Annotated in this window: 19 protein-coding genes; 10 read left to right on the forward strand and 9 right to left on the reverse strand. The window is 40.6% G+C overall.

Annotated features, from left to right (window positions below; all coding sequences use genetic code 11):
• Positions 1-34 precede the first annotated feature (34 nt).
• The gene (wecB, locus tag EC846_RS18025; protein ID WP_123775975.1) at positions 35-1,165 is read right to left on the reverse strand and encodes a non-hydrolyzing UDP-N-acetylglucosamine 2-epimerase; all 1,131 of its coding nucleotides are present in this window, start codon (positions 1,163-1,165) and stop codon (positions 35-37) included.
• 650 nt (positions 1,166-1,815) lie between these two features.
• Here wecB and EC846_RS18030 point away from each other — a divergent pair.
• From EC846_RS18030 to EC846_RS18055, 6 genes are all read left to right on the forward strand, one after another.
• Positions 1,816-2,916 (forward strand): polysaccharide biosynthesis/export family protein, encoded by a 1,101-nt coding sequence (locus EC846_RS18030; RefSeq protein ID WP_123775976.1) that lies wholly within the window; start codon positions 1,816-1,818, stop codon positions 2,914-2,916.
• A 5-nt stretch (positions 2,917-2,921) separates the two neighbouring features.
• Entirely contained in the window at positions 2,922-3,350 is a 429-nt protein-coding gene (locus tag EC846_RS18035; RefSeq protein ID WP_123775977.1) for a low molecular weight protein-tyrosine-phosphatase, read from the forward strand.
• A 17-nt stretch (positions 3,351-3,367) separates the two neighbouring features.
• Positions 3,368-5,551, forward strand: coding sequence for a polysaccharide biosynthesis tyrosine autokinase (locus EC846_RS18040; RefSeq protein ID WP_123775978.1), 2,184 nt, complete (start codon positions 3,368-3,370; stop codon positions 5,549-5,551).
• A 177-nt stretch (positions 5,552-5,728) separates the two neighbouring features.
• Positions 5,729-6,436, forward strand: a complete 708-nt coding sequence (locus EC846_RS18045) for an FKBP-type peptidyl-prolyl cis-trans isomerase (protein ID WP_123775979.1) — start codon at positions 5,729-5,731, stop codon at positions 6,434-6,436.
• Between the two features lie 47 nt (positions 6,437-6,483).
• Positions 6,484-7,173 (forward strand): FKBP-type peptidyl-prolyl cis-trans isomerase, encoded by a 690-nt coding sequence (locus EC846_RS18050; RefSeq protein ID WP_123775980.1) that lies wholly within the window; start codon positions 6,484-6,486, stop codon positions 7,171-7,173.
• A 217-nt stretch (positions 7,174-7,390) separates the two neighbouring features.
• Entirely contained in the window at positions 7,391-9,256 is a 1,866-nt protein-coding gene (locus EC846_RS18055) for an acyltransferase family protein (protein ID WP_171410053.1), read from the forward strand.
• A 155-nt stretch (positions 9,257-9,411) separates the two neighbouring features.
• Here EC846_RS18055 and murJ read toward each other — a convergent pair whose 3' ends face one another.
• Together murJ and ampD are read right to left on the reverse strand one after the other, a co-directional pair.
• Positions 9,412-10,962 (reverse strand): murein biosynthesis integral membrane protein MurJ, encoded by a 1,551-nt coding sequence (gene murJ, locus EC846_RS18060; RefSeq protein ID WP_171410054.1) that lies wholly within the window; start codon positions 10,960-10,962, stop codon positions 9,412-9,414.
• A gap of 62 nt (positions 10,963-11,024) precedes the next feature.
• Positions 11,025-11,618, reverse strand: coding sequence for a 1,6-anhydro-N-acetylmuramyl-L-alanine amidase AmpD (ampD, locus tag EC846_RS18065; RefSeq protein ID WP_123775983.1), 594 nt, complete (start codon positions 11,616-11,618; stop codon positions 11,025-11,027).
• Positions 11,619-12,045: 427 nt separating this feature from the next.
• Between ampD and nadC the strand changes: the two genes are divergently transcribed.
• Positions 12,046-12,891 (forward strand): carboxylating nicotinate-nucleotide diphosphorylase, encoded by an 846-nt coding sequence (nadC, locus tag EC846_RS18070; RefSeq protein ID WP_123775984.1) that lies wholly within the window; start codon positions 12,046-12,048, stop codon positions 12,889-12,891.
• Here the strand turns inward: nadC and EC846_RS18075 are convergent.
• Complete coding sequence (locus tag EC846_RS18075; RefSeq protein ID WP_004773394.1) at positions 12,888-13,076, reverse strand: hypothetical protein; 189 nt, start codon at positions 13,074-13,076, stop codon at positions 12,888-12,890. The genes nadC and EC846_RS18075 overlap by 4 nt on opposite strands.
• 191 nt (positions 13,077-13,267) lie before the next feature.
• On the opposite strand from EC846_RS18075, the gene EC846_RS18580 reads away from it, so the two are divergent.
• Positions 13,268-13,504 carry a hypothetical protein gene (locus tag EC846_RS18580; RefSeq protein WP_062846421.1) on the forward strand — a complete coding sequence of 79 codons (237 nt, stop codon included), beginning with the start codon at positions 13,268-13,270 and terminating at the stop codon, positions 13,502-13,504.
• Positions 13,505-13,566: 62 nt separating this feature from the next.
• Here the strand turns inward: EC846_RS18580 and EC846_RS18085 are convergent, their stop codons facing one another.
• The 4 genes from EC846_RS18085 to EC846_RS18100 all read right to left on the reverse strand — a co-directional run bounded on the left by EC846_RS18085 (position 13,567) and on the right by EC846_RS18100 (position 19,081).
• Positions 13,567-15,747, reverse strand: a complete 2,181-nt coding sequence (locus tag EC846_RS18085) for a phosphocholine-specific phospholipase C (RefSeq protein ID WP_123775985.1) — start codon at positions 15,745-15,747, stop codon at positions 13,567-13,569.
• A gap of 318 nt (positions 15,748-16,065) precedes the next feature.
• Complete coding sequence (rph, locus tag EC846_RS18090; protein ID WP_123775986.1) at positions 16,066-16,782, reverse strand: ribonuclease PH; 717 nt, start codon at positions 16,780-16,782, stop codon at positions 16,066-16,068.
• Positions 16,783-16,879: 97 nt separating this feature from the next.
• A complete protein-coding gene (locus EC846_RS18095) occupies positions 16,880-18,022 on the reverse strand; it encodes a fatty acid desaturase family protein (protein WP_171410058.1) in 1,143 nt (380 codons plus the stop codon).
• Positions 18,023-18,055: 33 nt separating this feature from the next.
• Positions 18,056-19,081 carry a flavin reductase family protein gene (locus tag EC846_RS18100; RefSeq protein ID WP_123775988.1) on the reverse strand — a complete coding sequence of 342 codons (1,026 nt, stop codon included), beginning with the start codon at positions 19,079-19,081 and terminating at the stop codon, positions 18,056-18,058.
• 312 nt (positions 19,082-19,393) lie between these two features.
• On the opposite strand from EC846_RS18100, the gene EC846_RS18105 reads away from it, so the two are divergent.
• Complete coding sequence (locus EC846_RS18105; protein ID WP_004773404.1) at positions 19,394-20,044, forward strand: TetR family transcriptional regulator; 651 nt, start codon at positions 19,394-19,396, stop codon at positions 20,042-20,044.
• A 107-nt stretch (positions 20,045-20,151) separates the two neighbouring features.
• A complete protein-coding gene (locus tag EC846_RS18110) occupies positions 20,152-20,787 on the forward strand; it encodes a TetR/AcrR family transcriptional regulator (RefSeq protein ID WP_004773406.1) in 636 nt (211 codons plus the stop codon).
• Positions 20,788-20,837: 50 nt separating this feature from the next.
• Here EC846_RS18110 and EC846_RS18115 read toward each other — a convergent pair whose 3' ends face one another.
• On the reverse strand, positions 20,838-21,458 hold the full coding sequence (locus tag EC846_RS18115) for a thiol:disulfide interchange protein DsbA/DsbL (RefSeq protein WP_004773408.1): 621 nt from the start codon (positions 21,456-21,458) through the stop codon (positions 20,838-20,840).
• Positions 21,459-21,470 lie beyond the last annotated feature (12 nt).

Consider the following 21,470-nt stretch of genomic DNA (forward strand, 5'->3'; position numbering starts at 1 on the left):
AATCAATACTTTTTCAAAATTAAACGGTTAAAAATCAAACTAGCTTTATTTTCAGAAAATCAATAATCTGTTGGCAGGCTGTGCCATCCCCGTAAGGATTATGTGCTTCAGCCATTTCGCCATAAAGATCAGGTTGTTCAAGTAACTCAATTACCGAGCGCTCGATCGTATTTACATCAGTGCCCACCAATCGAACCGTCCCTGCTTCAACTGCTTCAGGTCGCTCGGTTGTATCGCGCATGACTAAAACGGGTTTTCCTAAGGAAGGCGCTTCTTCCTGAATTCCACCGGAATCAGTCAAAATCAGGTAACTGCGATTCATCAAATATACAAAAGGTAAATAGTCCTGAGGCGCAATCAGATGAATATTTTCTATACCTGCTAAAAGCTCATTCACAGGTTGCTGTACATTTGGGTTTAAATGCACAGGATACACAATCTGGATATCTGGATACTTTTTGGCAAGATTAGCCAAGGCTGAACAAATATTTAAAAAGCCTTGACCAAAGTTTTCACGACGATGTCCTGTCACCAAGATTAATTTTTTACTTTGGTCCAAGAAGTCAAATTCCTGTTCGAACTTCTGGATCAGTGGCTGTTCCTGCTCCACTTTTGCCTTGACTTGTAATAAAGCATCAATCACTGTATTTCCTGTCACCACAACTCGTGCAGGATTAACATTTTCTTTGATTAAGTTTTGATAAGAAGATTGGGTTGGGGCAAAATGGTAGTCTGCCAACACACCGGTTAATTGACGATTGGCTTCTTCTGGCCAAGGAGAATAAAGATCCCCTGTACGCAAACCAGCCTCGACATGACCAATTTTGATTTTGTGATAGTACGCTGCCAAAGAAGCTGCAAATGTCGTTGCAGTATCGCCATGTACCAAGATAAGATCAGGCGTCCACGTTTCAAATACCTGTTCCAGACCTTTAAGAACACCGGAGGTGACATCCGAGAGCGTTTGCCCTGGCTTCATTAAATTCAAGTCAAAATCAGGTTTTAAATTAAAAAGCTCTAAAACCTGGTCTAACATTTGACGATGCTGTCCCGTTACACAAACTTTAGTTTCAAAATGCTGATTATCTGCTTGTAATTTTAATGCTAAAGGTGCCATTTTAATTGCTTCTGGTCGTGTACCAAATACTAATAAAACCTTTTTCACCCAATTCACCCTTTTATGTATGACTTTCTGTTTATGGTTTAGCTATTTAAACCATAAAGTTTTCATTCTGACTGCCCCATTCATATCATGTCATTTTGAAATAACGATGATATAAAAATTGGGCTTCATTCAATAAATCTATTCGCATCAAGATTTAAGACAGATCACATGCGTTATCAATCAATAGCTTCTACTAAATATAGATAAAACCTTATTTTCTGCCGTTTAACTTCTATCACTTCAATGTGTCAAAGCAAAATTCTTTAACTTTTCTAATACATTGTAGTGATTTGACTTTTAATCATTATGTCACGAATGTCTCATTTCCTAATCCTTTCGACCACCTTCGTCACTGTAATGAAAGCAAGGTTATTCCTCTAACTCGGCGAAACGGGCGTACTATAGCAGATTTTTAATTTTGCCCCCATTTGAATTGTATGATTGTTTTTAACAGCCGATTCTACTCCTGATTTAAAGATTTCAGTATAGAGCTTTCAGGTTTTCGTCCAAGCTTTTTCAGATAAACTAAACATACAAACCGAAATGTTTCTGCTATGCTTTTTTAAATTTTTTCGGCTAGAATGAGCCCAATTCCAAGTCCAAAGATATGTTGTTGTTTGACAACAGATATAACTATTCAAGGGTCGAGTGTGAAGCATTATCAACTTTTTTCCATTCTTGCGATTAGTCTTAGTGCTACAGCTTGTGCTGTTACATCTGGCTTACAAACTTATGATCTTCCTAATGAAGGCGTATACACGACAGATCAGGGTACCAATGTCAATGTAATCAGAATTACCCAGGACACCTTACCTGCGATTCAACCCGCCCAGATCGATTATCGTAACAACTACTCAACGCTCTTCAAACAACAGCAGCAGGCCTATCGTCTAAGTCCAGGCGATATCCTCTCAATCCAGCTTTGGGCTTATCCTGAAATCACACCACCAGTCAATAATTTAACCAATGATCAATCAATCCAGGCCAATGGCTATCCGATTGACTCCAATGGTTATGTACAGGTGCCTCTGGTTGGACGTTATAAAGCTTCCGGGAAAACGCTGACACAACTGAATACGGACTTACGTAACCGGTTTGCACAATACTTAAAGACTCCTGATGTGATTGTACGGGTACTGTCTTATCAAGGGCAACGTTATTCAGTCCAAGGCAGTGTAGTCAAAGGTGGTCAATTCTACCTGAATGATCAGCCCATCAGTATTTATACCGCTTTAGGTATGGCTGGGGGGGTCACAGATAAGGGAGATAACACCTTTATTCAGTTGATCCGTAATGGCCAGACTTATGATCTGAATACCATTGCCTTGGAAAAAGCAGGTTATTCTTTACATAAGCTGTTAGTCCAACCGAATGATACGATTTATGTCAGTAACCGCGAAAACCAGAAAATTTATGTGATGGGTGAGTCCGGTAAGAACCAGGCCCTCCCCATGCGTGATCAGGGCATGACTTTAAGTGATGCTCTAGGTGAAAGTTTAGGCCTCAACCCGCTTTCTGCCAGCGCCAGCCGGATTTATGTGCTCCGTACCAATCCCAATGATCGCCATACCGAACTTTATCATTTGAATTTGGTAAGTTTGGGAGACTTCGGTTTGGCCAACCAGTTTAAGTTGCGCAGTAATGATATTGTTTATGTCGATGCGACTGGCTTAACCCGCTGGCAACGTGTTGTTAATCAGATTATCCCGTTCTCAAGCGCCTTATATAACATAGATCGTTTAGGACAATAATTAATATGGAGATTAAAAGGGTTTTAGTGGTTTGCGTCGGCAATATTTGCCGTAGTCCAATGGCAGAGTACTTCCTAAAACAGCAGCACCCGGATTTACACGTTGAATCAGCAGGTATTTCCGGACTGATCGGGCATCCGGCCGATGATAAAGCGCAACTGTGCATGCAACGTTTGGCGATTGATATGAGCCCGCATATTGCCAAAAAGCTCAATGCAGAGCACCTCAAGCAGGCGGACCTGATTTTAGTCATGAGCCATAATCAGCAGAAACATATTGAACAAATGTGGCCATTTGCAAAAGGAAAGATTTTTCGGTTAGGACACTGGCAAAACAAAAACGTCCCTGATCCTTATCAACATGATCAAGCTTTTTTTGATGAGACCTGTCAACTGATTCAACAGTGCGTTACGGACTGGAAAAACTATATTTAACTTTTTAGATTAAGATTATGAGCCAAAATAGCAATACCGAAGATACAATTGACCTGAGAGAGCTTTTTTTTGCTCTGATCGCACAATGGAAGCTCATTGCACTGTGTATTATTCTAAGCTTGGTGCTTGCTTTACTGTACCTGCGTGCCACCCCCGATACCTATTCAGTTGATGCTTTAGTACAGGTGGAAGACAGCAAAGGTGCATCTGCTGCTTTATTGGGTAATCTTTCCGAAATGATTGAGCAGAAATCACCGGCTCAATCTGAAATCGAAATTTTAAAGTCACGTCTGGTCCTCGGTTCGGTCATTGAGGCTTTACATCTCGATCTGGATATTTCAAGTCCCGAAGATACTTTCTCTCATCGTTTATTTAATAAAGCCGATTATGCGACTGAATATGGTCCCAAGGCAGTCACTTTTCATGATGAGCAAAAATCGTTTGATATCCGTCAATTCGATGTACCTAATTATTATCTGGATAAAAAACTGAGCTTAAGTTTTAAAAATCAGAATTTTAGCTTAACCGATGTCAAAACAGACGAAGTCATCTTAACTGCACCATTGAATCAACTCAATCAACTCAGTACCCGCTACGGTGTCTGGAAGCTTGCGATTTTTACGAAAGACACTTTTGATACGCATTATCTGATCCAGAAGAGTTCCTTACCTGCAGCAGTTCAGGCAATTAATGCCAATTATTCAGTCGCAGAAAAAGGTAAGTTAACCGGAATTTTGGGCTTAAATTATCAAGGTCAGGACAAAGAGCATATTACTAAAGTGCTGAATGCAATCTTGGCGGCTTATAGTGCACAAAACGTCGAGCGCCGTTCTGCTGAAACCGCGCAAACCTTAAAGTTCCTGGATGAACAACTGCCGGACCTGAAGAAACAACTGGATGATGCGGAACGGGTATTTAACAAATTCCGTCAACAATATAATACCGTTGATGTTACCAAAGAATCTGAACTGTACTTGACCCAAAGTATTACCCTTGAAACCAAAAAAATCGAATTACAACAGCAACAGGCAGATCTGGCAGCCAAATATACGGCTCAACATCCAGCGATACGGGAAATCAATGCGCAGATCACTGCAATTGATAAACAAATTGCTGAATTAAACAGTACCTTGAAACGCTTGCCGGATATTCAGCGTCAATATTTGCAACTGTATCGTGAAGTTGAAGTCAAAACCCAGCTTTATACGGCTTTACTCAACTCATATCAACAACTACGTATTGCCAAAGCGGGTGAAATTGGTAATGTGCGTATTGTGGATACCGCGGTTGAACCTGTAGAGCCAATTAAACCGAAAAAGCTACAAATTCTAATACTTTCAATCTTCCTCGGTGGTTTTGTGGGTACCTTGATTGCACTGTTACGTAATATGCTACGTACGGGTGTCAAAGATTCAGCACAAATCGAGAACGAGTTTGATTTGCCTGTGTATGCGACGGTACCGCGCTCCCCTGTTCAAGAAACCCGGATGAGTATCTTGAAGAAGAAGAAATCCATTCCAATTTTGGCAGTTAAACATAATGACGATATTGCAGTAGAAAGCTTACGTAGTATCCGGACCGCAATTCATTTCGCTTTAGCCAATGCCAAAAACAATATCATCATGATTGCGGGACCGTCACCAGAAGTTGGTAAATCATTTATTTCCACCAATCTGGCAACAATTTTGGCTCAAAGTAATAAAAAGGTGTTGTTGATTGATGCCGATATGCGTCGTGGTTATATACATAAATATTTTAATCTCGAGGTTAAGCCAGGACTGTCCGAGTATTTAAGTAGTCTTGCAGACCTTAGCCAAGTCATCCACCAAACCGATGTCGCTGGTCTGAGTGTGATTGCACGTGGTAAAAACCCGGCGAATCCTTCTGAAATGTTAGGTTCTGAACAATTTAAAGCCTTAATGGAACAGCTGAGCCAGCAATATGACCATATCATTATCGATACGCCACCAATTCTGGCAGTGACCGATGGTATTATTATTTCGCAATATGCGGGTGTGAATTTACTGGTTGCGCGTTATGCAAAATCACAAATGAAAGAGCTTGAACTGAGTCTGAACCGTTTTGAACAGGCCAATGTGAAAGTGAATGGCTTTATCCTGAATGACATTCAACGCTCAAGTGCGGGTTACGGTTATGGTTATAACTATTCATACGCTTATAAAGCCAATAAAGATGACTAAGCAAGCTTTAATTTGATTGCTAAAAAACCAGATCCCGTGATCTGGTTTTTTTATGCTTAAACACATAAATCTTATAAAAAACCCACGCATTTTTGCGCTGAATTCTTCAATGCCTCAGCTTAGACATGCTAAGATCATTGCCATATTTTTTATTCCAATCTCACTTTGGGACATCTCATGAGTAAAGCTTTACCTTTCGTTGTCGCAGCCGTATTAGGCGGTGCAGCACTCGTTCCTGTCTATTATGCAACTCAACACCCAGCGACTGAACTTGGGGCAAAAGCTGATAAAAATGCAGCGCCTGTCGCGAAAATCAGTTATGCACTCGGCTATGAAGTGGCTAAGCAAACGCCACCTGAACTAGAAACAAGCGCATTTATTACAGGTTTCCGTGATGCCCATGCACAAAAACCTGCTGCATATACAGAAGAAGAACTTCAGGCAGCTTATATAGAGTTCCAGAAAGAACTGCAACAAAAGCAAATGGATGAAAGCAAGAAAGCTGAAGCAAGCAATAGCAGCTTTCTGGCAGAAAATGCGAAGAAAGAAGGCGTGAAAACCACCGCTTCGGGTTTACAATACAAAATCACCAAAGAAGGCACAGGTAAGCAACCGACTGCAAGCTCTACCGTAAAAGTGCACTACAAAGGCCAGCTTCCAGACGGTAAAGTATTTGACAGTTCTTATGACCGTGGCGAACCTATTGAATTCCCACTGAATCAAGTGATTCCAGGTTGGACTGAAGGTCTACAGCTAATGAAAGAAGGTGGTAAGGCAACGCTTTATATTCCTGCAAATCTAGGTTACGGTGAACAAGGTGTCCCTGGTTCAATTCCACCAAATAGCCCATTGGTATTTGATGTAGAATTAATCGCGGTAAAATAAATGATTTAAGGAGGGCTGGTGCCCTCCTTTATTTTTTGGAAGATAGAATGAAAAGATTAGGCCTGATTTTAATTGCCTCAACCATCGGAACGGTTCAAGCAGCACCCATTTCAACAAAGAGTCCACAGAAAGATCAACTCGGTTATAGTTATGGTTATCTGATGGGTCGAGGCAATGCCGAAACACTTAAAGATTTAAATATCGAGACTTTTGTACAAGGCTTACAGGAAGCCATGCAAGGTAAGCCAGCCACTTTGACGGACGAAGAAATGGCCAATGTACTAGGTCAATATAAAAAGCGTCTGGAAGCCAAGCAGCTGGTTGAGTTTCAGGAGCAGGCTCAAAAAAATGATCAGGCAGGGAAAGCATTTTTAGCTGAAAATGGTAAAAAAGCCGGAATCGTGACCACCAAGTCAGGTTTACAGTACCAAGTACTCCAACCAGGTCAAGGCAAGTCTCCAAAAGCGACATCTACAGTGAAAGTGAACTATGAAGGTCGTTTACTGGACGGTACCGTATTCGACAGTTCGATCGCCCGGAATCATCCTGTAGAGTTCAAGCTAAACCAGGTGATTGCAGGCTGGACCGAAGGTGTGCAAACCATGAAGGTAGGCGGTAAGACACGCTTCTTTATTCCGGCCAATCTTGCTTATGGGGATGTGGGCTCAGGTGATGCCATTGGGCCAAACAGTACTTTAATTTTTGATATTGAATTATTACAGATTAAAGATAAATGAACACTTTATATTTAATGATAGTTTTTATTTATCAAAAATTTATATTAAGTTTAATTACTTAATGAATAAGCCTAAATATTAAGTTAATTAATATTACAAGGAATAAAGTTTATTAAATAAATGGTCATTTCTTATAGGTATATAACTTAAGTAACACAGGTAGCAATAAGTTTTTTTATCGCATATTATGTGCAAATCTTAACATTGAGACATTACTTTGAATTTTAGAAAAGACATTAATGGATTAAGAGCAATAGCTGTAATCGCTGTAGTTATCTTTCACTTTTATCCTTCACTTTTAACTGGTGGATTTGCTGGAGTTGACGTTTTCTTTGTTATATCTGGCTTTCTAATGACTGGAATAATATTTAAAGGACTTGAAAATAATAATTTTTCTTTAATTAAATTTTACATAGCAAGAGCTAATCGTATTATTCCACCTTTATTCATTTTATGTTTAGCTTTACTCACCCTTGGATGGTTTTTCTTAGCTCCATGGGACTACAAGACTGTGGGTCGAGATGTTGCTACTAGTATGCTTTTTATTAGCAATATCATGTTCAGTATGCGTGGTGGCTACTTTGATACAGGAGATAATTTTTTATTACATACATGGTCACTGTCGGCAGAATGGCAATTCTATATATTATACCCTATAGTACTTCTAATTTTTAAAAGACTTTTTTCTCTAAGTATACTTAAGAGAATTATTTTAATATTCTTCTTTATATCATTATTTATTAGTATATATGCCACACAAATTTGGCCTGATCAATCCTATTTTTTATTGCCCACAAGAGCATGGGAAATGATTTTAGGTGGATTAGCTTTTCTTTATCCACTTAAGTTAGAAGAAAGAAAGAAAATTATATCTGGGAAAACTCTAGAGTTACTAGGAGTTTCTTTAATAGTTCTTTCTTATATATTTATATCTGAACATAATCTTTGGCCTGGGTATTTAGCGTTATTTCCAACAATCGGTACATGGCTAATAATTCAAGCACAAAGACAAAACAGTTTAATAACAAACAATATCATATTTCAAAAGATAGGATTATGGTCATATTCAATTTATCTTTGGCATTGGCCTATAGCCGCCTCTTACAGTTATTTCGGAATAGATAATAAATACAAGCTATTCGGAATTCTTATATCTCTTATCTTAGGTTATTTAAGTTATTTAATTATAGAAAAAAGAAAATTTAATTCACCATCAATAGCTAAATCTATTTTTATCTATACTATTATAATTTTAACACCTGTATTGATAGGCTTATATTTATTTAAATCACAAGGTATGATTCAGAGACAAAGTCTAGTTGCAAACTCTTTAATACATGGTGGTACAGGAAATAATTTTATTGTAAAAGAAGGTATAAGTCTCTTAAATACCACTAAAGATTACAACTATTTATTACTTGGTGATAGTCATTCAAATCATTATACTAGAGGAATAAACCTTTATAAAACAAAGGTAAAAATTTCTTGGTATGCTACATGCTTATCTCTCCCTGATAGTATAAATGTAAGAGAAGGAAACTATAAAGATTGGAAAGATAATTGCAAAAACAACTATAAGTTAGGGCTATTAGAAAATAAAAAAATTATTATTGCTCAGTCCTGGGAACGCCCTCTAACAGGATCATTAGAATGCACAACGCCTAATTGTCATCTGACTGGAAATTATCATGAAGATCTTAAGAGTCAACTAGACAAACTTCTCACTTTATATGGGGAAAATAAAGATATATATATCGTAGGTGCTGTGCCTAAACCTAAAGATAAAAGTATTCCAATTTGCTTAAAGTCCAAATTATTAACTGGTATTGACCGTAATTGTACTACTATTTCAGAGCCTAGTGATGAATCCAATACTATTAACAAAATCTTATTAAGTATAGTATCAAAACATAAAAATGTACATTTCATTAATATAAAAAATACTATTTGTCAAAATAATAACTGCAACTATTCAGTTAATGGAAAATCTATATTTATGTCTGATGGAAGTCATCTATCTGGATATGGTTCTGAATTATTTTGGAAGTATATTATCCATGAAATTGAAAACAAGAAAGATTAAAAAACAATAATTTTTTCAGACAACTAGAATGGTTTAATTTAAATTACTATTAAATCATTCTAGTTGTTTATATTTAAAATTATGATATTATTAGAACCCTACTCTATAAAAAATAACATATAATTATTTTTAGAGCACCTAAAAAATTCTACATATTAAGCCTTTAAATGCCTTGGTCTAAATCCGGTCACCAGCAATCCGGCTAGGTAAGCAACTACCCCCACCACACATAAACCGATCACTTCAGCAACGCGTAACCATTGTGAAACATCCCCCTGATACCAGGTTAATGCATACCACAGTGCTGCAATCATCGCGATATTGGCCACTGCATATTGAAATGCCAATTTTTTCCAATGCGCACCAAAACGGAAAATATTACGTTTATGCAGGTAGAAATACAGCATGCCCGCATTCACCAAAGCAGAACCAGAAGACGCCAAAGCTAAAGCCATATGTTCTGCATGCCAGTCGATCAACTTAAACAAGCCAATAAAGATCACGTTTAAAATGGCATTGGCTGCAACCGCCATTAACCCCACTCGAACAGGTGTTTTGGTATCTTGCTGGGCATAGAAGCCAGGTGCAAAGACTTTAATCAACATAAATGAAATCACACCTGCACTCATACACTGTAGTGCCAAGGCTGTCATTCTGGTATCTTCTAAAGTAAATTCACCACGTTGGAATAACGCTTGAATGATCGGCGTCGATAACATAAATAAGGCAATACTCGCAGGAATTCCCACCAACATAATAATCTTCGCAGCCCAATCAATCATGCCTCTAAATTTAGCTTGATCTTGCTCTGCATGACGTGCAGAGAGCGAAGGTAAGATGACCGTACCAATCGCAACACCAATCAGCCCCAATGGTAACTCAGTCATACGCTCGGCACTGTATAACCAGGAGACCGAACCATCCTGCATAAATGATGCCCAAATGGTGTTCAGCAACAAGTTAATCTGGGTAACGGATACGCCAAATAAGGCAGGCAGCATCAATTTTAAGATGCGATCCACCCCTTCATGTTTAAAATCAACTTTAGGTGGAATCAGCAAATTCTTCTTCCATAATTCTGGAATCTGAATCGCCAGCTGTAGAACACCCGCCGCAACCACAGCCCAACCCAAAGCCATGATCGGCTCCGCCATATACGGCGTCAGCCACCATGCCCCTGCAATCATCGCAACATTGAGTAGTACAGGTGAAAATGCAGGTGAGGCAAAAGAACCGTAACTGTTGAGAATACTGCTGGCAAAAGCCGTCAATGACATAAACATCAGATACGGAATGGTCAGGCGGAACATATCGACCGCAAGCTCAAACTTCTCTGGGTCGTTATGGAAACCAGGTGCGTAGAGATAAATAATCGCTGGTGCAGCAACCATCGCCACAAAGGTCAGTAAGGACATAGCCGTAAGCAGGCAACCAAATACTCGACTAATTAAAATCTGGACTTCGGCATGGGCACGGCTAGTTTTATATTCAGTTAAAACAGGAATAAAGGCCTGAGAAAAAGCCCCTTCTGCAAATAAGCGCCTAAAAAAGTTGGGAATACGAAAGGCAACAACAAAGGTATCGAAGTCCTTACCCGCACCAAATACATTGAGTAGTACGACATCACGTACCAAACCCAATACCCGAGATAACATTGTCATTGCACTGACAATTACAGTCGATCGCCACAATGCCATCGCATTCACCTACGGCTTATCTTTTAAAAAGCGTTATTGTAATGAAAGTCCCAACAGATTTCGTTGTGAAATTATAAATCTATCGATGTTTTTTCGGCTAACTTCTGTTGAGCAAGCAAATTTCGAAATAATTGCCAATCAAAATGTTCGCCTGGATCGGTTTTACGTTTTGGCGCAATGTCAGAATGGCCTGCGATATGATTTTGAATTTTTGGATAGGTCTGTTGTAAGGTTTTCACAACCTCAACCAATGCTTGATATTGTGCTGGCTCAAAAGGCAAATCATCACTGCCCTCCAGCTCGATCCCGATCGAATAATCATTACATTCTTTCTGTGCAAGATAACTCGAACGTCCTGCATGCCAAGAACGATCATTAAAATTCACAAACTGAATCACTTCACCTGTCCGCAAAATCAACAGGTGTGCCGAGACCTGCATCCCTTCAATGGTCTGGAAATAAGGATGTAGCGACCAGTCTAATTGATTCTGAAAAAATTGCTGAATATAGCCCCCACCAAACTGGGAAGGCGGCAAACTGATATTGTGAATAACGATCAGTTGAATATCAGTTCCAGCAGGACGTGTATTGAAATTAGGCGACACAATCTGGGTCGCCCCCACCAATACACCCTCTTGTACTTGAGCAAATCTAGCGTGTTGCATTGTGACTCGAATCAGCAATTTAATCTTTATAGATGCCATTCTGCCATGCTTTATCCAGAATAATCGAGATGAAATACTTATTTTTTACAGGGAGGGTATTAGGGCCTATTAACATTTCACCTTACGAGCTATAGCTCTCATTGCGACAGAGAATATTTTTAGACGATACAAAGCATGACTTGCGAAATTTAGTCATTCTAAATGAGTCAAGTTATAACGTAGGAGCGGCAAAAAATATTCCTGTCCCAGAGGGTTATGGCTAAACCCGCCATAAACAGCGTTATGAAACTTGACAAGGGTGGCGCCATTGCCTACATTTCATGCCTTGTTTATGTCGTTTTAGCCAATAACGCAATGCATGGTTGAAATGTCAATAGACCCTATTATATCGCACACGTTTTTTGGTCAAAAATATACTGGAACTGGTATGAGTATTCCTCAATCTTTGCTTGAACAATCTATTCAAATCAATATCCAACAAGCATTACAAGAAGATATTGGGGACGGCGATATTACCGCCATGCTTACACCAGTCGATGAGCAAGCCACAGCAACCATTATTAGTCGTGAAGAGATGGTATTGGCAGGCCAACCTTGGGTGAATGCCTTGATTCAAGCCTATGACAATACCGTGCAAGTGACATGGTTAAAGCAAGAAGGCGACGTGGTTGGTGCAAATGAAGCATTTTTAAAACTCGCTGGTTCAGCGCGCAGCTTACTCACAGTAGAACGTCCAGCTTTAAACTTTATCCAAACCTTGTCTGCGGTTGCGACTAAAACCGCTAGCTATGTCAAACAGCTTGATGGTTTACATACCAAACTGCTGGATACCCGTAAAACCTTACCAGGACTACGTATCGCGCAAAAATATGCCGTAGCAATCGGTGGTGGTCAAAATCACCGCTTAGGTTTATTTGACGCTTTCCTGATTAAAGAAAATCATATTATGGCTGCTGGCGGTATTGCCCAAGCCATCACCAAAGCACACCAAATCGCGCCAGGAAAACCTGTCGAAGTTGAAGTTGAAACTTGGGATGAATTAAATCAGGCACTTGAAGCTGGTGCGGATATCGTAATGCTGGATAATTTTAGTCAGCAACAAATGATTGATGCGGTTAAACATGTTGCAGGTCGCTGCAAGCTAGAAGCATCTGGCAATATTACCATCGAAAATTTACGTGAAGTGGCGACCACAGGGGTCGACTATATTTCAATGGGTGTATTGACCAAAGATGTAAGAGCGGTTGATTTATCCATGCGTTTTAACGCTTAAGCCTGATCTGTCTCTTTGTCTTGAGACTCATGCTTTTGTGAAGCCAAGAGTTCTGTTTTTTTAGAAACTTCTGTTGTTTCAACTTGCCACGCTGATTTGGCTTCGGTCGAATCAGTTGGTCGTGGATCTGCCGCCATTAAAACAAACGTTACTGCGGTTAATAACACGAGAAAAACTTGTAACATCCTTACCCCGAATCTCTTACTTTCAATTTTTGCTCACTGTATCAAACGAACATGAGCCAAATCTGAGTGCTATGTAACAGCATGAAAACACTCAGTGAGATTCTGTTGAAGATGATAGCTATATGTTTGCTTTCATTTCGATCTGTGTAAGCTCATAATGCTCAGCAACACTATTGATTAAAATAATAATGATGGACAGCATATTTGAGGCTTTATTCCACTTACTTTTTAAGTTTTTCCGCTTTGTATTTATTAATGTAATCTTTGAAATTATTTTTGAAGGATTAATCCGTTGCATCGGTTATGGAGTAGTCCGCGGTTATCGTCTTGGGCAACGGGTGGATTTTGACAGTACTGAAGTATTTGTGGCTGGTTTTTTCAGTTTGATGCTACTGATAATATTGTGTCTTTATTTTTTATTGCACTAATTTAATCTAAAAAGCAGCCTAAGTATCCACCTAGACTGCTTTTTCTCATCTAAACCTACAATTTATAGCTCAATAAAGCCCATATATGGATCAGAAATGGAGTCTTCATTGGTTTCAATACGTCCAGCAAAACGACGGCTATAACTTGGATCATTTTCAATGGTGACGGTGAAATCATACCAGCCGCCAAACTCGCTCATGTCCCAGCCAAGTTCTTTTTCAGAAGCCGCTGTTTCAATCTGCCAGAGCTTGTTCGGTAAATAAGCATTGGCTTTGATGACCAGTTTTGCAACCTGTGCTGCGTCATTACGTACTTTTAAGAACAGCTTTGGATCACACTCTTCCATACAGACCCGAATCTCTGGCAATGCCTGAATCTGTGTCGCTTGAGCCAAATTGCCCGTAAAACTACGGTGGAAACCATTCGGCCCCAACACCCATAGATCATAGCGATTATCTTGAGTCTGCCAGATGTCATCCAGTTGCTTGCCTGCCTCAACCATATAACGGCGCGGCACCGCATCCAGATTCAATTTATCGTAGACATGGAACACGGCTGCATGCGAACCCGTATTCGAGAACATCAGTTTGACAGTTTTCGCTACAACGTCCACTTTAGCACTAGTGTGCAGAATATAAGGTAAGGCACGAGATGGACGAATACCCATGTCCTGCACAGGATAGGTCTGACTTTCTGGACGGCTCACCTGCCCCAAACGCTCCTGTGCTTTACGGATGGCATCTGCTTCAGCTTTACTCTTCTTCCCCGCCAAATCTGGCATTGGCAGTAAATTCGGGGTCTTAAAGTTAAACGCTGACATTAAATCACCACATACCGCACGTCGATATGGGCTGATATTTGGTTCCTGTACGCCAAAACATTGTTCTAGGAAGCGAATCACGGAAGAATGGTCAAAAACCTGTGAATTGACCCAGCCACCGCGGCTCCACGGTGAAATGATATACATTGGCACACGAATCCCTGGCCCATAGACCCCAACCCCATTACTCACTTTTGGATCGGTAAAATTCGGTTGTCCATTGGATGCTTTGGCATGCGTCGCATACTCATAAGACATTTGTTCCTTACTTAATGTCGATTTACCATAGACTTCACCTGAAATATCCATCGAAGGCGCACTTGGTGAAGGCACATGGTCAAAGAAACCATCATTTTCATCAAAGTTAATCAGGAAAACTGTCTGGCTCCACAATTCTGGGCGCTCAGTCAGCGCATTCAACACTTCCTGAATATACCATGCACCTTGCACAGGGCTTGAAGGCCCAGGATGTTCGCTATAAGTTGCAGGCGCCACCAGCCAGCTCACCTGTGGTAGCTGCCCTTTGGCAATATCTTCTTTAAATGAACCGAGAAAACCACCATCTGGCATGGTATTGGCAATACCTTTATACAAAGGTTGTCTGGCATCAATGGCTGGATCATAAGCTGGGCAAATCGTACTGTTATTGACTGGCTTGCCTGATAATTCGTTGGCACGGCGGTACTTTTTAAATCCTGCCAATGGGTTATCGGTAAAGTTGTCTGGCATGTTTTGATAAACTTTCCAGCTCACGCCCGCTTCCTGTAAGCGCTCAGGATAAGTAGTCCAGTCATAACCTGTGAGAGATGTTCCAATCGAGTCCAGATCATTGACCACACTGGCAACATTCGCTCCTGTTGGGCCATTGGTTCCCGTCCAGATAAACATACGGTTGGAGTTGGTTCCGGTATGCATCGCACAGTGGTAGGCGTCACATAAAGTAAAAGCATTGGCTAAGGCAAACTGGAATTCAACTTCCTGTTGTTTGTAATAACCCATAGATTGCGGTTGCTTGTATTGCACCCAATTGCCCATACGACCATGATCCCACGCGTATTGCCCGTCAGTCCATGAATGTGGCGTGCCACTGACACGCTGTGCATTGCCGCGGCTGCTGTCCAGATGATAGGGATAGACTTTATTCTTATTGGCGTCGTATTGTTCCCAGACTTTACGGCCTTGGCTCAGTGGAATTGTGAAACGGTCACCAAAACCACGTACACCTTTCAGGGTGCCAAAGTAATTATCAAAAGAACGGTTTTCCTGAGTCAAAATCACCACGTGCTTAACGTCTTTGATGGTGCCTGTTTCTACCTTGGCATCAATCGCAAGTGCTTTTTGAATACTCATTGGAAAACTGGTCAATGCAGCCGTACCAAACAACGCTTTGGTTGAATTTAATACAAAGTCACGACGATTCATCTTATTAACTTCCTTATTGTTATTGATTAGGGCGCGCAGTGAATTTTGCAGCTTGTGGTGGGCGGCTGTGGATTTGGCGTGGAATTATTGTTATCGCCTTGATCACTATCATTACAGGCACTGAGTAAAAAGCAGCTACTACTCAGTAACGCTAAAAAGAAATTTCGCATTTTACTATCCGTTAAAATATCAGTGCAGATAGTCAATACAATATAAATGACATTTAGATGATGATTTGATCGCAGTTTGATGACAGAAAAACAAAATAAAAAAAAGGCGGTCTAAACACACCAGACCGCCCGCACTATCAACTGGAACTTACCAACCGAGTGCCTGCTGTTGCTTTTGAATCAATTCCGCGATTCCTTTTTCTGCAAGCTCTAACATGGCATTGCTCTGTTGACGGGTAAACGGTTTGTCTTCTGCCGTTCCCTGAATTTCAATAAATTCACCCGCTTGTGTCATCACCACGTTCAAATCCGTTTGGCAATTTGAATCTTCTTCGTAGCATAGATCGAGGAGTACTTCGTCTTTATACATACCCACCGAAATTGCTGCCACTAAACTCTTTAATGGATCCTGTTTAATCTTTTTATTGCTGAGCAATACATTCATTGCGTCAACCAAAGCCACCGCTGCACCCGTAATCGCCGCAGTACGGGTACCGCCATCTGCCTGAATCACATCACAGTCGATGGTAATGGTGTTCTCACCCAACTTCTTCAAATCCACCATTGCACGTAAGCTACGACCAATCAGACGCTGGATCTCTTGAGTACGACCCGTTTGCTTACCACGAGCCGCTTCACGATCGCTACGCGTATGCGTTGAGCGTGGCAACATGCCATATTCAGCTGTTACCCAGCCTTGACCCTGACCTTTCAGGAAGCGTGGTACCGAGTTATCAATACTCGCAGTACACAACACTTTAGTATGACCAAACTCAACCAAAACTGAGCCTTCTGCGTAACGGGTATAGTTACGGGTAATTTTTACCTCACGTAATTGGTCTAATGCTCTTTGGTCAATACGCATAACGATTCCTTAAAACTATGGCTCAAATATCATTGCGCCATAGTATAGCTCAATTACACGTGCTTTCAGTTTTACTTATTCGTTACAATTCACCCAATTAAGCAAATCTAAACTTCGCTTTCAGATTGCTCCAGCCTTGTGCCAGTTGCGCGGATAAATCATTCGGCAATGAACATTTAGCCAAACGCACCCACACCGTCCAGAACTGCTTCATGAAGTTGGCTTCGTTATAGTTCACTCCATATTCGGCACATAATGCTCTGATTTGTGGTGCAACCTGTTCATAACGATTGGCAGGCATATCAGGGAATAAATGATGCTCGATCTGGTGGCTCAAGTTACCACTCATAAAATGCATCCACTTCCCACCTGTGAAGTTGCTTGAACCACGAATCTGACGAAGGTACCACTGTGCCTTGGTTTCATTCTCAGTATTGTCTGCTTCAAAGGTTTCAGCATCTTCAGTAAAGTGACCATTAAAAATCACTGCTGACGACCATAAGTTACGCATGATGTTTGCGACTGCATTACCCGCCAATACTGGAATAAAGTTTACTGTGGCAATCGCTGGGAAGAACACATAATCTTTTAACACTTGGCGTTTGGCTTTTTTACGGAACTCAGCCGCATCTGCCCAAACCTGTTTCCATGTTTTGGTTTTATAAACCAACGCATCTTCCAGATGCAGGTTTTGTACACCCACATACCACTGAAAAAAGAACATGAGCTGAAGTGCCAATGGGATATTTGCCAAATGACGTACTTCCCATTTCTGGTCTTCTGTGACACGTAAAATGCCATAACCCACATCGTGATCTTTACCGACAATATTGGTATAAGTATGGTGCATATAGTTATGGGTATATCGCCAGTCATTGCCCGAACAGGTATTGTCCCAATCGTAATCTTCACCACGTAAACTTGGATCATTCAACCAGTCAAACTGACCATGCATTACGTTATGGCCCAGTTCCATATTCTCGACGATTTTAGACACACCCAGCATGGCTGTCCCCAGCAACCATACGGGTGGAATCCAGCCACCGAACATCAACATACCACGGGATGCGATTTCGGTATAACGCACAAAATTACGCACTTTATAAATATATTTTGAATCTTCTTCACCTAAATTCTTCATTACTTCTAAGCGAATTTCTTCTACACGGCGACCAAATTCTTCCACTTGTTCTGGAGTTAAATGTGCGGACTTTGATACGGTTTTAAATTCTAATGCCATATTCATTGTGTTGATCCTCAAATATCTTTGTTTTTATAGGTCAATCGTGACTGGGCTTAACGCCTGGCTCACACATAACTTGATTGGACGGTTCGGTTGATCATCAATTTCGCCAGTAAGGGCGTTCTGGGTCACACCGCTGACTTTGGTACAGCTACAGCGGTTACACACGCCCATACGACAACCATGTTGTGGACGTAAACCTGCTTGCTCTGCACTACTCAGGAGATTGGTCGTTGCAATAAAATTTTGTTGCGCACGACGAAACGTAATCGGTTGAGCTTCACTGGAATGCTCGACTTGGACGGGTTGGAAAAATTCTTGATGAAAGTTCTCCACCGCCCCATGCTGCGTATAAATCTGTTGTGCCTGTTTCATCATGCTGTGGTGACCACAGGCATAGGCTTGGATATCTTTAAAATTAGGGACGAGTTTCTCTAACAATGCTGCATCTAAATGCTGTTTTTGCTGCGCCGTATTAAAGAAATGATAATTCAGTTGTGGGTATTGCTCAGCCAAGGCCAAGATATCCTGATGCAATACTTCAGCACGGTTAAAATACACCACGTGCACTTGTTCAACCTGCTGTTGTAATGCTTGTTTTAATAAAGAATAAATTGCAGTAATACCAGAACCTGAAGCAATCAGTAATGCAGGTTTCTGACCTTGATGTAAGACGAAATCCCCTTGCGGCTGAGAAATCTCGAAGCTGTCTCCAACACGCAATTGTTGTGCTGCTTTAGACACCAAACCTTGAACTTTAATGCCTAGACGGATGTCACCTTGTGGCGTGACCTCAATAATGGAATAGCTACGTTGCTGATATATCCCATTAATCATTAGGGTAATTAAAACGCTTTGGCCTGCTTTAACTTGGCGAATATCAAAATTATGATTTGGTTTTAAGCTGAGTGAAACCATATCTTCGCTCAGCGGCTGCACAGCAGTGACTTGCGCAAGAATGCGTTTCCAGGCGAAGGTTGGCTTGATCTTTTGCAAGATAAAATCAACGAAATCTTCTCGAATCCAATGTGGCTGATAACTTAACTCTGCGTTCATACGTTCCTCGTTTTGTATCTGGCTATTTATTTTGAGTGAACAAATGTTCATGTAGTGAACATGTGTACACTATATTTATTTGTGTTCACTGAGTCAACACTTGTTCACTAATTTTTTGAATATTTTTTATACTCGTTATAAGCCACTCAAAATACGGGGAAAATAAAACGCCTCTCTTAGATTCTGCTTATCTTTTGCACATCTGTTGCGCATGTAAAGATCAAAAACATCTGTATTTAGCAATGTACGAAGACTAAAAAGTTTCTGTTTTTTTTGCTAGACTCTTTGGTATGGTTTTAATGGATCTTATTCATGTCGATTAGAGATGAACGAAAACAACAGAGTCGACAGGCTTTACTGGATGCAGCCCTCCACCTGAGTACCGCAGGACGCTCATTTAGTAGCATTAGCTTGCGTGAAGTTGCACGTGAAGTTGGTTTGGTACCAACGGCGTTTTATCGTCATTTTCAAGACATGGATGCGCTCGGACAAGAGCTGGTTGATCAGGTCTCTTTGCATTTAAAAAGCCTGATTCATCAATTGGGGCAAAGCTATCTGTTACACAGTGGTTCAGCCAAAACCCGCACCAGCATTGAGTTATTCGTACAGGCGGTTAATCACAGCCCGCAGCAATGGCAATTTATGATTGCGGAACGCTGGGGTGGATCTGAAACCGTACGTATTGCGATTGCACGGGAAATTGAGTTTCTGATCGAAGATCTAGCCATTGATCTGTGCAAGCTCGAAACCTTCAAACACATCAAGGAAGCCAAGCATTTACAGGTCCTTTCTACGATTTTGATTAATATGTCATTTACGTGGGCCATGACTTGGATCAATTTGCCAAAACAGTTCACGATTGATCATTTACTCGAACAACAAAACCTGTTTATTGATAATGCAGCGACCCAAGTGCGCTTATTATTCAGTGGGATTTCCAACTGGGAACCAGAAAACGCTTGACCATATCCAAACCAAAGTTTGATATATAAAAGCATTGCTTCGCGTTATGATGCATTGGACACTAATGCAAATGCAGTGTGGAACACTATGAGGAGCTTATAAGCATCATGAATCCAGATCGTCATACTCAGTTCTTAATTCGTAAAGAAAAAATCTTGCAGGTTGCAGAAAAGCTGTTATTAGAAAACAACCAAGAAATGACCTTAGATGAACTGGTTGCTGAACTGGATATTGCCAAAGGCACTTTATATAAACATTTCCGTAGCAAAAATGAATTATTGCTGGAACTGATTATCCAGAATGAAAAAGAAATCTTAAAAATTTCAGACAAATACAATACAGATGTCAAAGAATATGCACCACGTTACATGCTCTATCATCTCACCTCACCAAGTCGTACCATTCTGCTGCATCAGTTAGAAGAACATCTGACCATGACTGAATCCAAGTTAAAGCATCTATTTGATGAGCTTTACTCGATCCGTCAACAACGTATCGTGTCGTTAAAAGACATGACTGAAAAATATTTAAAATCACAGAATTACGATATGTCGATTCGTGATTATCTTTCTTATATCTGGTCGCTGACCTACGGCGCAGCATTATTGTTGAATTCAAGCTATTACCAGCGCTCGATTGGTTCACGTGAAAAGTTAATTAACCTGTACGTCAATCAGGCCTTATCACTTCCGACACAGAAAGTTCAGATTGATTTAAAAGACTTCCAGCTAGATCAAGACTAAATAAAAAAAGGACTGTCGCGGCAGTCCTTTTTTATTTGAAAATGCATCAATTATTTTGCTTTACGCTCTTTTTCCAACAAGTAGTTCACCACTTGAGTGACTTTACCATCTTCACCCTGAACCACATATTTACCATTCACAACCACAGCAGGAACACCCGTCAACTGGTACTGTTGCGCCAGTTTATTTGACTCGGCAATTTTTGCAGTGATTGGGAAAGAGTTAAACATGCTGTTAAATTTTTGCTCAGGTACGCCGTAACGCGCAAAGAATTTTGCTTGAGAAGCCTGATCAAAGATTTGCTGACCACCTTCATGAATCGCATGGAAAAGCGGAATATGGGTCTTTTTACGCACACCCAATGCTTCAGAAACGTAATAACCACGGGCACCTTGTTCCCATACTTTATTCATTGCTGCTGGTGTACGAAGGAAATAAACGTCTTTTGGAATCTGCTTCAACCACGCTTGCATATGTGGTTCAAGCTTAAAGCAGTGCGGGCAACCGTACCAGAAAAACTCACGCACTTCGAGCTGGCCTGCTGGCGCAACAGTTTTGCCTGGATTTGCAATAACGGTATAGTCTTTACCAGCCACAAAATCTGCTGCCATCGCATTCATTGAAAATGCCAATGCAGCTACACTCAAACCACTTAATACTAACTTTTTCATTGACTTTGCTTT

Origin of the sequence: Acinetobacter sp. BIGb0102, assembly GCF_003815055.1 — a bacterium.
Taxonomy (GTDB): Bacteria; Pseudomonadota; Gammaproteobacteria; order Pseudomonadales; family Moraxellaceae; genus Acinetobacter; species Acinetobacter vivianii.